The organism is Burkholderia sp. BCC1993 (assembly GCF_905339865.1).
Lineage (GTDB): Bacteria > Pseudomonadota > Gammaproteobacteria > Burkholderiales > Burkholderiaceae > Burkholderia.
Window position 1 is genome coordinate 377,285 of record NZ_CAJPGZ010000003.1, and the last position, 13,248, is coordinate 390,532.

Annotated in this window: 13 protein-coding genes and 1 pseudogene; 4 read left to right on the top strand and 10 right to left on the bottom strand. The window is 70.6% G+C overall.

The window, feature by feature from the left end; all coding sequences use genetic code 11:
* The first annotated feature begins 150 nt into the window (after nt 1–150).
* The 4 genes from U4Y91_RS06775 to U4Y91_RS06790 all read left to right on the top strand — a co-directional run bounded on the left by U4Y91_RS06775 (nt 151) and on the right by U4Y91_RS06790 (nt 3,577).
* Nucleotides 151–549, top strand: coding sequence for a winged helix-turn-helix domain-containing protein (locus U4Y91_RS06775; protein ID WP_321804293.1), 399 nt, complete (start codon nt 151–153; stop codon nt 547–549).
* A gap of 362 nt (nt 550–911) precedes the next feature.
* A complete protein-coding gene (gene sctQ, locus U4Y91_RS06780; protein ID WP_321804295.1) occupies nt 912–2,084 on the top strand; it encodes a type III secretion system cytoplasmic ring protein SctQ in 1,173 nt (390 codons plus the stop codon).
* Nucleotides 2,085–2,087: 3 nt separating this feature from the next.
* The gene (gene sctR, locus U4Y91_RS06785) at nt 2,088–2,762 is read left to right on the top strand and encodes a type III secretion system export apparatus subunit SctR (protein ID WP_321804297.1); all 675 of its coding nucleotides are present in this window, start codon (nt 2,088–2,090) and stop codon (nt 2,760–2,762) included.
* Entirely contained in the window at nt 2,759–3,577 is an 819-nt protein-coding gene (locus tag U4Y91_RS06790; RefSeq protein WP_321804299.1) for a lytic transglycosylase domain-containing protein, read from the top strand. The genes sctR and U4Y91_RS06790 overlap by 4 nt, the downstream gene beginning before the upstream one ends.
* Before the next feature lie 179 nt (nt 3,578–3,756).
* Here U4Y91_RS06790 and asnB read toward each other — a convergent pair whose 3' ends face one another.
* The 10 genes and pseudogenes from asnB to U4Y91_RS06840 form a co-directional block, all read right to left on the bottom strand.
* Nucleotides 3,757–5,724: an asparagine synthase (glutamine-hydrolyzing) gene (asnB, locus tag U4Y91_RS06795; protein WP_321804301.1), complete on the bottom strand. Its 1,968-nt coding sequence runs from the start codon at nt 5,722–5,724 to the stop codon at nt 3,757–3,759.
* 255 nt (nt 5,725–5,979) lie between these two features.
* Nucleotides 5,980–7,011 carry an EscU/YscU/HrcU family type III secretion system export apparatus switch protein gene (locus U4Y91_RS06800; protein WP_321804303.1) on the bottom strand — a complete coding sequence of 344 codons (1,032 nt, stop codon included), beginning with the start codon at nt 7,009–7,011 and terminating at the stop codon, nt 5,980–5,982.
* 25 nt (nt 7,012–7,036) lie between these two features.
* On the bottom strand, nt 7,037–7,846 hold the full coding sequence (gene sctT, locus U4Y91_RS06805; RefSeq protein WP_321804305.1) for a type III secretion system export apparatus subunit SctT: 810 nt from the start codon (nt 7,844–7,846) through the stop codon (nt 7,037–7,039).
* 191 nt (nt 7,847–8,037) lie between these two features.
* Nucleotides 8,038–8,697, bottom strand: a pseudogene (locus U4Y91_RS06810) (hypothetical protein); the annotation flags it as partial.
* On the bottom strand, nt 8,690–10,075 hold the full coding sequence (gene sctN / locus U4Y91_RS06815) for a type III secretion system ATPase SctN (protein ID WP_124893035.1): 1,386 nt from the start codon (nt 10,073–10,075) through the stop codon (nt 8,690–8,692). The gene sctN and the pseudogene U4Y91_RS06810, both read right to left, overlap by 8 nt.
* Nucleotides 10,072–10,701: a type III secretion system stator protein SctL gene (sctL, locus tag U4Y91_RS06820; RefSeq protein WP_321804307.1), complete on the bottom strand. Its 630-nt coding sequence runs from the start codon at nt 10,699–10,701 to the stop codon at nt 10,072–10,074. The genes sctN and sctL overlap by 4 nt, the downstream gene beginning before the upstream one ends.
* The gene (locus U4Y91_RS06825) at nt 10,683–11,429 is read right to left on the bottom strand and encodes a SctK family type III secretion system sorting platform protein (protein ID WP_321804309.1); all 747 of its coding nucleotides are present in this window, start codon (nt 11,427–11,429) and stop codon (nt 10,683–10,685) included. Before U4Y91_RS06825 ends, sctL begins: the two co-directional genes overlap by 19 nt.
* Nucleotides 11,426–12,313, bottom strand: a complete 888-nt coding sequence (gene sctJ, locus U4Y91_RS06830) for a type III secretion system inner membrane ring lipoprotein SctJ (RefSeq protein WP_044847610.1) — start codon at nt 12,311–12,313, stop codon at nt 11,426–11,428. The genes U4Y91_RS06825 and sctJ overlap by 4 nt, the downstream gene beginning before the upstream one ends.
* A 53-nt stretch (nt 12,314–12,366) precedes the next feature.
* The gene (locus U4Y91_RS06835; RefSeq protein ID WP_321804402.1) at nt 12,367–12,855 is read right to left on the bottom strand and encodes a hypothetical protein; all 489 of its coding nucleotides are present in this window, start codon (nt 12,853–12,855) and stop codon (nt 12,367–12,369) included.
* A 124-nt stretch (nt 12,856–12,979) separates the two neighbouring features.
* Complete coding sequence (locus U4Y91_RS06840) at nt 12,980–13,189, bottom strand: hypothetical protein (protein WP_044847609.1); 210 nt, start codon at nt 13,187–13,189, stop codon at nt 12,980–12,982.
* Nucleotides 13,190–13,248 lie beyond the last annotated feature (59 nt).

Here is a 13,248-nt window from a genome sequence, read left to right on the forward strand (position 1 = left end):
GCGTCCCGCGTTAAAAATTCTTTTAGATTCAAGGCTGGCGCGCCGCCCACCTCGCCCCGACCGACCGTGGATTCCTGACAGCCCGTCCCTGGCCCGGAAGTTGCGGTACATGACCCGCAAACACTCCTTTACGGACATGCGAGGGCCAACATGGATTGCAAATACCTGTACATCGACAACATAAAAATCAACTTCGTGCGCCGCACGATCGAAATCGACAACAAAGTCGTCGACGTCACGCCGCGTGAATTCGATGTCGTCGAATTCCTGCTCGACAACATGAACAAGATCGTGCCGCGGCAAGCGATCCAGGAAGCGGTCTGGGGCCGCGAACTCGGCGTGTCGTCGCGCACGCTCGACACCCATATCTCGCGCATCCGTTCGAAGCTGCAGCTCGATCACGACAAGAACCTGCGGATCATCCCGATCTATGCGGTCGGCTATCGGCTGGTGCTGTTCGGCGCGGCCATGACGCATGTCGAACGCCACGATGTGGCGCCGATCCTGCGCGCCGCACCGCTGCAGGCGCTGGCCGCCGACTACGCGTAACGCGTAGCGGCTCACCCGCGCGCCGCCGCTGTGCGGCGCGCCGGCAAGGCTCTCCCCCGACGCGCCGCGCGTCCGGCGTGCAGCGCCTCACGGCGCGGCATACCCGCCCCGCCGCGCCACGACCGCCGCCTCCGGGCGGCGGCTGCATTTGTGCGTGCGACGCGCCGCACGCCGCCACGCCGCCACGCAACAGGCTTCGTAGCTCGCCGCCACCCGCGCGGCCCCACGCTGCGCACGACTACGGATTCCGGCGCGGCACGCGGCCGGCTGCGTCCCTACAATCGACGCAGCAGCCGCGCGCCCCCTGCGCCGCCGGCCGCAACAACCCGTCGAACCAACGCCGAATCCGCCCTGATCCCGCCGTGCCTGCGCTGTCCCTGACGAATGCCGACGCCGGCGACGCCGCGAACCGGGCCCCGCCCGCTGCCGCCACCCCGGCCGCCGCCGCGCCCGCCATCCCGCCCCCGCCGGCCGCGGTCGCGCTCGACGCGTCGCCCTGGCTGCCGCGCCTGTCCGCCTCGGCCGCGCGCGGGCTGTCGCATGCGTACGGCGCGACGGCCGCGGTCCCGGTCACGCTCGGCGAACACGCGTACGAGGTGCGCTGGCGCGTCGATGCCGAACCGGCCGCCGACGCGCATGCCTACCGCTTCGTCATCGGCCCGGCCGCCGGCACGCTGTGGATCGATCCGGTCGCGGAAAGCGCATGGCTCGGCGACGCGGCCGACCCGGCCGTGCCGGCCGTGATCCGCGCGGCGCTGCTCGCCGACCTCGCCGCGCCGCTCTCGGCCGTGCTGCAGGCCGCGACGCGGCAGCGCGTGGAATTGCTGCCGCCGCCGGCGAGCGTGCCCGCGTGGCGCACCGCGCCGGCCGCGCTGCGCTTCGAGCTGCGTCGCGCCGACGGCGCCTGGCGCTGCCACGGCGCGCTGCTGTTCGATGCGCCGGACGCGCTCGCCGTGTTCTTCGCCGCGCCGGCGGCCGCGCGGCCCGACACCCGCGCCGCGTACGCGGGCCTGCCGGTGCCGCTGGTATTCGAAATCGGCCGGACCGAGCTGACGATGGCCGAGCTGGCCGACGTCGTCGGCGGCGACATCATCGCGATCGAGCGCTGGCGCGCGCACGAGCAGAACCTGCTGTGCGTCGCGCGGGTGCCGGCCGCGCCGGCGTGGGAGATCACCGGACGGCCGTCGGGCAACCGGCTGACCGTCGAACGAATCAGGGAGATGCCTTTGGAACCGACCCGCACCGACACCCCGCCCGCGAGCGCGCACGATGCGCCGCCCGACGATGCGCCGCGCTCGCTCGACGGCCTCGCGGTCGACCTGCGTTTCGAATTGCCGCCCACGTCGATCCCGCTCGGCGAACTCGGCGCACTGCAACCGGGCGCGGTGATCGAGCTGCAGCAAGGCATCAACCAGAGCGTGATCCATCTCGTCGCAAACGGGATGCTGATCGGCACCGGCCACCTGATCGCGGTCGGCCAGAAGCTCGGCGTGCGCGTCGTCACGCTGACGCAGCCCGCGCCGCGCGAGCGCTGAACGATGGGCAGCCTGCCGAATCCGGTCGCGCTGATCGCGGTGATCGCCGCGCTCGGCATTGCGCCGTTCGCCGCGCTGATGGTGACGAGCTATACGAAGCTCGTGGTCGTGCTCGGCCTGCTGCGCTCCGCGCTCGGGATTCAGCAGGTGCCGCCGAACCTCGTGCTGAACGGCATCGCGCTGATCCTGTCGCTGTTCATCATGGCGCCGGTCGGGATGTCGATCCGCGACGCGCTGCAGGCACGCCACTTCGACGCGTCGGGGCAGTTGTCGACCGCCGATATCGGCGCGCTCGCCGATGCCGCGCTGCCGCCGGTCAAGGATTTCCTGGTGTCGCACACGCGGCAGCGCGACCGCGAATTCTTCGTGCGCACGGCAACCTCGGTCTGGCCGAAGAACCGCGCGGACGGCATCAAGGACGACGACCTGCTCGTGCTGGTGCCGAGCTTCACGCTCGCCGAGCTGACCAAGGCGTTCCAGATCGGCTTCGTGATCTACATCGTGTTCATCGTCGTCGACCTGCTGGTCGCGAACATCCTGCTCGCGCTCGGGATGCAGATGATCTCGCCGACGACGATCTCGGTGCCGTTCAAGCTGCTGCTGTTCGTCGCGCTCGACGGCTGGTCGCTGCTCGTGCACGGGCTCGTGCTGTCGTACCGCGTGGCGGGGTCGGGATGAACGCGCGCGCCCCGCGCAGCGCCGTGGCGCGCCTGCGCGCAGTGATCGCGCCGGCCGTGCTGATCGCGCTGGCGTTGACGCTCGCCTGCACGGGCCTGCAGCCGCGCAGCGCGCACGCGGCCGGCAGCGCCGCCGGCTTCGCGCAGCTCGCGCGCGCGTGCGCGCCGAACGTCGATCCCGACACGCTCGCCGCGCTGGTACGCACCGAATCCGGTTTCAACCCGTATGCGATCGGCGTGGTCGGCGGCCACCTGACGCGCCAGCCCGCGTCGCTCGACGAAGCGCGCGCGACCACGAGCGAGCTGGCCGCGCGCGGCTTCAGCTACAGTGTCGGCCTCGCTCAGGTGAACGAACGAAACTTCGCGAAATACGGCCTCGACGACACGACGATGTTCGAACCGTGCCGCAACCTGCGGGCGGGCGGCGCGATCCTGACCGAATGCTTCGCGCGCTCGTCGAACACCGGCCGTCCCGCGCAGGCCGCGTTGCGCGCGGCGCTGTCGTGCTACTACAGCGGCAACTTCACGACCGGGTTCTCGAGCGGCTACGTGAGCCGCGTCGTCGCGAGCGCGCGGCGCAACGCGCGCGAAGGCGGCGTCGAGCCGATTCCGGTGGTGAGCGATACGCCGCCGCCCGCGCGACAACGGCGCATGGACGCGGCCGCGACCACGCCACCCGAACGCGCGCGCAGGCTCGCGTCGTCCGCGGCCTCCGCCGACGCACCGTCGTGCCATGCACGCCCGGTCGTGATGATGTGCCGCGGCTTGCCGGCAAGCCAGGCGAAGCGGCTGTGCGTGCGCTGTCTCGATCAGTGAGCGTCGACGCGACGCCGGCATGACGTGCATCGGATGACGCGGCGTGCCGCGTCGCCCCGCTTCATGCGGCGCGCTGTGCCTCCAGCCATGCCTGGAACATCCGAACCGCGCCGCGTCATCCCGCTTCATGCAGCGCGCCGTGCCTCCAACCGTGCGCGAAACCTCAGCACCGCCCCGCTTCACGCAGCGCGCTGCGCCTCCAGCCACGCCTGGAACATCAGCACCGTCCACAGCTGGTGCTGCCAGTTCATCCGGCCCGTCTGGTGCTGGCGCCACAGACGCTCGACCGCCGCCGCATCGAAGAAGCCCTCGTCACGCAGCCGCGACGGCTGCAGCAACGCGTCGGCCCAGTCGCGCAGCGCGCCGCGCAGCCAGTGATCGACGGGCGCGCAGAAGCCCTGCTTCGGCCGGTCGATCAGCGCCGACGGCACATACCGGTCCAGCAGCCGACGCAGCAGCGCCTTCGACTGCCCTTCCGGCAAACGCACCGACGCGGGCACGCGCCATGCGAATTCGACGACGTGATGATCGAGGAACGGCATGCGCGTCTCGAGGCTCACCGCCATCGCCGCGCGGTCGACCTTCGCGAGAATGTCGGTCGGCAGGTACGTGAGCGTGTCGATCGCCATCGCCTGCTCGGCGAAGCTCAGGTTCGCGGGCCACGCGGACACCGTATCGAGCGGGGTCGGCGGCTCCTGTCCGGCCAGCGCGAGGCGCTCCGGATGATGCACCGACGACATCAGCAGCCGGTACAGCGCGATGCGGCTCTCGGCCGTCATCACGTGGCCGAGCTTGTGCAGCCGGTCGCCGATGCGGGTCGCCGAGTCGCGCGCTTCCACGCCGCTCCATGCGCCCTGCGCGACCGCCGCGAGCTGGTCCGCATGATCGGGACGCAACGCATGCAGCGCGGCGGCGATCCGCGCGCGCACCGCCGCCGGCACGCGATGCAGCTTGCGCCACAGGCGCGGCGTCAGGAAGTAGCGCGTATAGCCGCCGAACAGCTCGTCGCCGCCGTCGCCGGACAGGCTCACCTTCACGTGCCGGCGCGTCAGCTCCGACACGAGGAAGGTCGGAATCTGCGACGCGTCGGAGAACGGCTCGTCATAGATCGTCGGCAGTTTCGGCACGACGCCGAGCGCATGGTCGGCCGTCACGTAGAGCTCGGTATGCCGCGTGCCGAGGTGACGCGCGACCGCCTTCGCATAGCCGGCCTCGTCGTAGCCGGCCTCGTGAAAGCCGATCGTGAACGTGTCGACCGGCTTCGCCGACTGCGCCTGCATCAGCGCGACGATCGCCGACGAATCGATGCCGCCCGACAGGAACGCGCCGAGCGGCACGTCGGCTTCCATCTGCCGCGCGACGGCCTGGCGCAGGATCGTGTCGAGCTGACCGACGGCCTCGTCGGCGCTGCCCTCGAACGGCTGCTCGCGGCCGGCTTCGATCACCTGCTCGAGCGTCCAGTACGCGCGCGGGCGCGGCGTGTCGCGCGCATGCTCGAACTGGATGAAGGTGCCCGGCGGCAGCTTGCTGATGCCGCGATAGATCGTATGCGGCGCGGGCACGCTCGACTGGCGCAGGTACAGGCACAGCGCGTCGCGATCGATCGTGCCGTCGAAGCCCGGGTAGCCGCGCAGCGCCTTCAGCTCCGACGCGAACACCAGTGCGTCGCCGATCCGGCCGTAGTAGAGCGGCTTCTCGCCGATCCGGTCGCGCGCGAGCGTCAGCACCCGCGACGCGCGATTCCACAGCGCGAACGCGAACATGCCGGTCGCGCGCCGCAGCGCCGCCTCGACGCCCCACGCGGCGATCGCCGCGATCAGCACCTCGCTGTCGGAGTGGCCGCGCCACGCCGGTGCGCGACCCGCGCGCCCGAGCTCCGCGCGCAACTCGCGATGGTTATAGATTTCGCCGTTGAAGACCATGACGTAGCGGCCGCACGCAGATGCCATCGGCTGCCGGCCGTAGACCGACAGATCGACGATCGCAAGCCGCCGGTGGCCGAGCGCGATACCGGCTTCCGGGTCAACCCAGAGGCCCTGCCCGTCGGGCCCGCGATGCGCGAGGCTCGCCGTCATTCGCGCGAGCGTGCCGCGCGCTGTCTCCTCATCGAAGGCGACGCTATTCAGAAAGCCGTCGATTCCGCACATTGATTTGTCTGCCCCTGTTGACCTGTTCCGTCAGCGGCGGCGCAACCTCGCAGCCCGCCGTCCGGCTGACGGTCGAGCCATATTACGAAGAAATAAATCAGCAATAATTCATGGGTGAATGTCGGATGAACCCGGAAAAAAACCGGCGTCAAGCACGGCGTGCGACCGGCCCGGCGAAGCGGAAACGGGTCCGCATCACGACGCATCGCTGAACCGCGCGCCTGCCGACGTTCCGGCCCCGACGGTTCGAGCCCGTCAGGCCGCGCCGGTCGCCCACTTCAGCAACTGCGCGACTTCGCGGAAATGCCGTTGCTGGATCGTGCCCTTTTCAGGCGTGCTCTCGTACAGCGCCTGTGCGAGGCCGGCGTTCGCGAGCGTCGGACGCAGCGCGTCGCGCGCGAGCCGTACGATCCGCTCGGCCGCCTCGCCCTCGCCGCGCGCGAGCACCCATGGCAGCGTGCCGACGCCGCCGTAATAAAGCGCGACCGCGACGCTCGACGAATAGACGACCACCGACGCGAAGCCGATCCGGTCGGGCAGCGACGAGAACTGCGCTTCGCGCGCGAGCTGCCGGCGCTTCGCCTCGATGTGCGGATCGCCTTCGTCTTCCTTGTGCTCGCGCCGCACTTCCTCGATCGACATCTTCATCTTCTGATTGAACTCGCGCCGCTGGTGCACGATGTCGATCAGCGCCATCACGATATAGATCAGCGCGGCCCAGCCGAACAGCAGCATCAGCAGCTTCACGATCAGCGCGAGAATCGACATCGGCCGCGTGAAGCCGGACTGCACCGCCGGGTCGAGCGACTCGACGATCAGCCAGCCGAGCGTCGCGACCAGCAGCACGGTCTTCAGCAGCATCTTCGCGAGGTTCACGAGGTTGCGCATCGACACCATGTTCTTCAGCCCCTCGGCGGGATTGAGCCGCGACAGCTGCGGCACGAGCCGGCTCCACGCCATCACGCCGCCCACCTGCACGAAGCCCGCGAGCAGGCCGGCCAGCAGCCCGGCCGCGACGATCTGCGCGGACAGCAGCGCCCAGTCGCGCGCGGCGCCGTCGATCAGCACCGCGAGCCGCGCGGACGGATCGGTGGCGCCTGCCGCATCGAACACGAGCCGGAACAGCGCCTGCAGCCGCGCGAACAGCGTGCCGAGCCCGACCGCGAGCGCGACGCACACGCCGACGAAGAATGCGGACGAGATCGTCTCCGCGCTCTTCGGCACGTCGCCTTTCTGCCTCGCCTCGCGCAGGCGCTTCGCGGTCGGCTGCTGGTTCTTTTCGGCCATCGTCGCTCCGGTTCCGGCGGAGCCGTCACGCGCCGCCGTGCGCGGCGAACAGCGCGCGCAGCAGCGCCATCAACCCACTGTCGGGGCTCAGCAGCGCGTGCAGCGACGCGTATACCACCGGCAGGAACAGCACCATCATCAACACCGCGAGCGCGCTCTTCAGCGGCTGCGCGAACACGAAGATGTTCAGCTGCGGCACCGCGCGCCCGACGAGGCCGATGCCGAGCTCGACCAGCACCAGCACGATGATCACCGGCGCGGCGAGCTTCACCATCCATTCGAAGATCGTGTCGGTCTGCCGCACGACGAAGGTCTGCAGCATCGACGAGAAATCGGGGCCGAGCGAGCCGATCGGCCACCACGCGTACGACTGCGCGAACAGCTGCACGAGCACCTGCAGCCCGCCCGCGGTGACGAACAGCGCGATCGCAATGAAATTCAGGAACCCTGACGTCGGGCCGCCCTCGTGCCCGCCCATCGGATCGAAGAACGCGGCGCTGCCGCTGCCGGTCTGGAAATCGATCAGGTAGCCGACGCCCTGGATCGCGAAAAGCACCGCGCTGAACGCGCCCGCGAGCAGCATGCCGATCACCGCCTCCTTCGCGACGAGCAGGCACCACATCAGGAACGGCAACGCGGCGACCTGCGCGGGGTCGATCACCGGCGCGACGAACGCGGCGATCACGACCGCGATGCCGTTGCGCACGAGGCCCGTGACGATCTGCTCGTTGAACACCGGCACGACGAACATGATCGGCAGCAGGCGCGGCATCACGTAGAGCAGCGGACGCAGCGTGCCGGCGATGTCGTTGAAGTTCGCGGCGTGGTCTAGCATCGGCGTTCCGCGGCGGCGGGCGGCACCGGATCGTCGACGTCGGCGGCCGGGACAGTTGCGCCGCCCGGGTCGGCGTTGCCGGCCGCTGCGGCCGTGTTTGCCGTGTTTGCCGTGTTTGCCGTGTTTGCCGTGTTTGCCGTGTTTGCCGTGTTTGCCGTGTTTGCCGTGTTTGCCGTGTTTGCCGTGTTTGCCGGGTTTGCCGGGTTTGCCGGGTTTGCCGGGTTTGCCGGGTTTGCCGGGTTTGCCGGGTTTGCCGGGTCCGTCGTGTCTGCCCCCGCCGGTCGCGACACCATTTCCGCATCGAACGCGTCAACCATGTCAGGCTGCCCCGCTGCATGCCCCTGCGCGTCGCCCGCCCACACGCCGGCCGTCGCGAAGCGCCGCACCGCATGCGCATCCGCGACTTCGTCGGCGTCGCGCTCGACCCGCGCGGCGCGCGCCTGCTGGGCCTTCTCGCCGGCCTTGTCGAGCTTGTCCTCGGCGGCCTTCGCCTTGCGCGCGGCGCGCTGCAGGTCGGCGAGCGTGGCCTCGTGATCGCGGTGCACGTGCGCGGCCTCGCTGACCGACGCGTGCGCGACACCGATATGGCGGTCGAACGTGCGCGTATCGGCCGCCGCGTTCTGCAACGCGCGCGCCTCGCGCACGTCGTCGGCGAGGCGCGTCTGGATCGCGGCCTTCGCCGCGACCTGCTGCGCAAGCTGCGCGTGCGCGGCGTCGAGCACGCGCCGGCTCTGCGCGGCGATGCCCTGCTGGCGCGCGGCCGCCACGCGCGCGATCTGGCTGCGCATCTCGCGCACGCGCTTCAGGCGTGCGAGCGTCGCGAGCACGAGACGGTCGTCGGCTTCAGACATGGTCGTTCGCGAGTTTCGTCAGCTTCGCGAGCAGCGCGTCGAAACGCACGTCCTCGTGCGACGCCTGCGCGCAGAACGCGCCGATCGCATCGCGCGCGCGCAGCGCGAGATCGCCGAGCCGGTCGCTGCCTTCGCGGTACTCGCCGATCTGCACGAGCAGCTCGATTTCCTGGTACTTCGCGATCAGCTCGCGCACGCGCGCGGCCGCTTGCTGATGCGCGCGGCTCGCGACGAGCGGCATCACGCGCGACAGGCTCGCGAGCACGTCGATCGCCGGATAGCGGTTCGCGAGCGCGATCTTGCGCGACAGCACGATGTGGCCGTCGAGGATCGAACGCACTTCCTCGGCGATCGGATCGGATTCCTCATCGCCTTCGACGAGCACCGTATACAACGCGGTGATCGAGCCGGTCGCGCCCTGCCCCGCGCGTTCGAGCAGGCGCGGCAGCACGGCGAACGTCGACGGCGGGAAGCTGCGCCGCGTCGGCGGCTCGCCGCTCGCGAGGCCGACCTCGCGCTGCGCGCGCGCGAAACGCGTCAGCGAATCGACCAGCAGCAGCACGCGCTTGCCCGCATCGCGGAAATGCTCGGCAATCGCGGTCGCGACCAGCGCGGATTTCACGCGCTCCATCGCGGGACGATCGGACGTCGACACGACGACGATCGAGCGCGCGCGCACCTCGGGCGACAGGCTGTGCTCGATGAACTCGCGCACTTCGCGGCCGCGTTCGCCGACCAGCGCGATCACGTTCACGTCGGCCTGCGCGCCGCGCGCGATCATCCCGAGCAGTGTGCTCTTGCCGACGCCGGACGGTGCGAAGATGCCGACGCGCTGGCCGATGCCGAGCGTCATCAGGCCGTCGATCACGCGCACGCCGGTCGGAAACGGCGTGTCGATCAGCTTGCGCGCGAGCGGGTTCGGCGGGTCCTGCTGCGTCGACACCCACGCGGCGCCCGTCACCGGCCCGCGATCGTCGAGCGGCCGGCCGAGCCCGTCGAGCACGCGGCCGAACAGCGCTTCGCCCACCGGAAACACGTGCTCGCGCCCGGACGGCACGACGCTCGTCTCCGGCGACAGCCCGGCCACGTCGCCGAGCGGCGTGAGCAGCGTGGTCTGCCGCGAGAAGCCGACCACTTCGGCGAGCAGCGTCGGCTGGTTCGGCGTGCGCAGCTCGCAGATCTCGCCGAGCCGCGCGCGGATGCCCGTCGCGTTGAGGATCTGCCCGACCGCGTGATTGACGCGGCCCTGCACCGACACCGGCGAGAAGAACGCGAGCCCCGCGTCGAGATCGCCGACCAGGCGGCCGCGATCGAACGGCGCGGCATCGTCGTCGCTCTCGCGGCCGTTCGGTTGCGGATCGTCGAGCGGCGCATTCATCGCGGCGAGCCCTTCAGCGCGTCGCGGCGGATCGCCTGGCGCAGCGCGTCGATCTGCAGGTCGAGGCTCGCGTCGATGCGCCCGGACGGTGTCTCGACCGTGCACGCGTGGCGCTCGAGCTGCGCATCCTCGACGATGCGGATCCGTTGCCGGTTCGACTGGCCGGCGAACGCGCGCTCGAGCGCGTCGCGCATCTCGTCCTCGCGGCCCGGCGCGACCCGCACGATCAGGAACGCCTCGTCGCGCACGAGCGGTGCGATCCGCGCGAGCGCGGCCTCGTACAGCGTCTGCGTGGCCATCTCGCCGACGATCGCGCGCACGGCCTTTACGACGATGTCGGCCATCGAATCCTTCATCGACTCCATCGTGCGCGCGGCGGCCAGCGCCTGCGTATAGGCCTGCGCCGCATGCTCGCGCTGCGCGCGGCGCATCCCTTCGTCGTAGCCGGCCGCCTGGCGCTTGTCGAATTCGCGCTGCGCATCGGCGACGATGCGCGCGGCCTCGTCGCGCGCGGTCGCGATCACCGCGGAGGCGTCGAGCAGCGCCGCGTATTCGCGCTCCTTGAGCACCTTGCGCTCCGACAGCAGCTGCAGGTTGTCGCTCGTGATCAGAAAAGCCAGTCCCATGACGCAAGCCTCTCGGGAATCAGAAACAGGAACAGCAATTCGCCGAACTGGTCGCGCTGCGCGCGGTTCAGCCAGTACGGCGCTTCGTCGTCGATCGCGCGGTTGAATTTCAGGCGCGCGCGCCGCGCGACCGCGTCGCCCGCCACGCCGATGAAATCCGCGAGCAACCGCCCGCCGCGCGCACGGATCACTTCCGGCAGCGCAGCGGGATCGGCGCGCCACGGTTCGAGCGTGTCCGCGAGCGCGCCGAATTCCGGCGCGCGCTCGAGCGCGAGCTCCAATGCATCGCCGCCGAGCTTCGCCGCGACTTCCGCACGAATACGGCGCACGGTCAGCGCGTCGCGCAGCCAGCCGCGATGCAGCAGCAGCCCCGCATACGACGCGAGCTGTTCGAGCGCCGCGCCGGGCAGCAGCGCAAGCCGCGCGCACGGATTCGCGAGGTCGAAGTCGTGATGTTCGGCCACGCCGTTCGCATCGAGCAGATGGCGCGCAAGCAGCTTGCGGCCGGCCGGGCCGAACGCGTCGGGCGAGCGGTAGCGCGCGGGCCACTCGGACGGCACGCGCGTCACGTGCAGATAGCGGTCGGGCCGCAGGTTGAATTCGCAGACGAGCGCATGAAACGCCGCGCGCCGCCCGGCGGGCGGCGGCGCGAGAGATTGCAGCCACGGCAGCGACACGGCGTCGGGCGCAACGCCCCGCGGCAGCGGCAGCACATGCGGCTCGTTCATGCGCCGTCGCGCGCGCCGTCCGGCGTGCGCAGGCTGCCGCCCGACTGCGCGGACGCGCCGCCTGCACCGTTCCCGCCGCGTGGTGCGCCACCGACCAGCCCGGCCAGCCGCGCGCCGAACATCCCGCGCCGCGCGGCCGACAGCGCGATCACCGCGCAGGTCAGCAGGATCAGCGCGAACACCAGCCAGCCGAGCGGCGAGCGCAGCCGCAGGATGTCCGATACCGCGCTGCCGATCCCGTCCACGCGCGCCGTGCGCGCGGCGGCCGGCTGCAGGAACAGCGACACGTTGTCGTACTGCAGCCCTTCGATGCTGTGCGCGACGAGATCCTTGACCATCGGCGCCATCGCGCGCAGGTCCACGCCGGGCCGGTAGCGGATGTACACGGCCGCCGACGACGGCTTGATCTTGTCCGCGAGCGGATCGTTCTCCGGAATCACGACCTGCACGCGCGCGACCACCACGCCCTCGATGTCCTGCAGCGTGCGCGACAGGTCCTGCGACACGCCGTACAGGTAGCGCACGCGCTCCTCGGCCGGCGTCGACACGAGCCCCTGCTTCTGGAACAGCTCGCCGAGGCTCGCGTAGCTCGGCTTCGGCAGCCCGTTCGCCTGCAGCACGGTGAGCGCCGACTGCATGTCGCCGTCCGCGACGCTCACCTGCCATGCGTTGCGATCCGACGTGTCGCGCGCGTCGTTGTCCTTCGCCGCGCTGATGCCCGCGTCGCCGAGCACGGCAACCATCTGGTTCGCATCGCGCTCCGACAGGCCGGAGTAAAGCTCCTTCTGGCAGCCCGCCAGCAGCGCGAGCAGCCCCGCGAGCAGCGCACGCGCCGCCCGGCTGCGCCACGCATGCAGGCGCGGCGTCGAATCGATCGTCGTCATCGTTTGTCCGCTTCAGGGCGCGCGGCCGGTTCAGGCGCACGCACCGGCTTTCGCTACTCCTGGGTCTTCAGCACCGTGTGCGTGAAGCCGTTCGCCGCCTGCGCGACCGACAGGCTCAACTGGTATTCCGAAATCGTGGTGGTCGCCGTCCACTGGAAATCCATCGCCTTCACCATCGTCATCAGCGGATCGCTGCGGTTGTCCGCCATCGACGTCAGCATCTCGGTGCGATGCTTGTCGATGTTCGCGTACCGCGTGTCGAGATCGTTGCCGTAGGTGCGCAACCGCTCGACTAGCGACGAATGGTTCGCCTGCGCGGGTGTCGCGGGCGCCATCTGCACGGCCGGCGCCGCATCGGCCGGCGCACGCGACATCGCGACGCCCGACGCCGACGGCGACGCCGCGGCCGGCGCCGCACCCGGCTGCATCAACGCATCGAACTGGCGCACTTGCGCCGGATCGGACGCCGTGCCCGCCTGCTGCACGGCCCCCGCGAGCGCGGCCGCGCCCGGTGGTGCCGCGCCTACGCCTGTTACCGACATGATCGTGTCCTCCTTGACCGGCAGCGCCGGGAACGAGCCGGCCGCCACGCGCATACGCCCCGCCGGGCGCCCGTCATGGGCGGCCCCGGCATCCGGCGTCGCGCGGCACGGCCGGCGACCGGCGTCATGCGCGGCCGGCGGAACTCAGGTGTTGCGCAACCTGGGCGTTCGCCGTCCCTTCCTGCGCGGTCACTGCGTTGCTGGTTTCGAACGTCGCGGTCGACTGCTGGACCTGGAAGTTGATCTTCGTCAGTTCGAGCTGCGTCTTGGTCAGGTCGTCCGCCTGCTGCTGGACCTGTTGCGTGTTGTTGGCACCAGTCGGGGGGGTACTCATGTTTCGCTCCTTTGCATGTACGTCATTGAACTGCTTCGCTGTTCCGGCGGCGGCCCCAT

What these genes read in the sequence shown, in the direction of transcription:
- U4Y91_RS06775 (WP_321804293.1), top strand. Translation starts at nt 151, where the DNA reads ATGGATTGCAAATACCTGTACATCGACAACATAAAAATCAACTTCGTG.
- sctR (WP_321804297.1), top strand. Translation starts at nt 2,088, where the DNA reads ATGGGCAGCCTGCCGAATCCGGTCGCGCTGATCGCGGTGATCGCCGCG.
- U4Y91_RS06825 (WP_321804309.1), bottom strand. Translation starts at nt 11,429, where the DNA reads ATGAACGAGCCGCATGTGCTGCCGCTGCCGCGGGGCGTTGCGCCCGAC.
- U4Y91_RS06840 (WP_044847609.1), bottom strand. Translation starts at nt 13,189, where the DNA reads ATGAGTACCCCCCCGACTGGTGCCAACAACACGCAACAGGTCCAGCAG.
- sctT (WP_321804305.1), bottom strand. Translation starts at nt 7,846, where the DNA reads ATGCTAGACCACGCCGCGAACTTCAACGACATCGCCGGCACGCTGCGT.
- sctJ (WP_044847610.1), bottom strand. Translation starts at nt 12,313, where the DNA reads ATGACGACGATCGATTCGACGCCGCGCCTGCATGCGTGGCGCAGCCGG.
- U4Y91_RS06800 (WP_321804303.1), bottom strand. Translation starts at nt 7,011, where the DNA reads ATGGCCGAAAAGAACCAGCAGCCGACCGCGAAGCGCCTGCGCGAGGCG.
- sctN (WP_124893035.1), bottom strand. Translation starts at nt 10,075, where the DNA reads ATGAATGCGCCGCTCGACGATCCGCAACCGAACGGCCGCGAGAGCGAC.
- asnB (WP_321804301.1), bottom strand. Translation starts at nt 5,724, where the DNA reads ATGTGCGGAATCGACGGCTTTCTGAATAGCGTCGCCTTCGATGAGGAG.
- U4Y91_RS06790 (WP_321804299.1), top strand. Translation starts at nt 2,759, where the DNA reads ATGAACGCGCGCGCCCCGCGCAGCGCCGTGGCGCGCCTGCGCGCAGTG.
- U4Y91_RS06835 (WP_321804402.1), bottom strand. Translation starts at nt 12,855, where the DNA reads ATGTCGGTAACAGGCGTAGGCGCGGCACCACCGGGCGCGGCCGCGCTC.
- sctL (WP_321804307.1), bottom strand. Translation starts at nt 10,701, where the DNA reads ATGGGACTGGCTTTTCTGATCACGAGCGACAACCTGCAGCTGCTGTCG.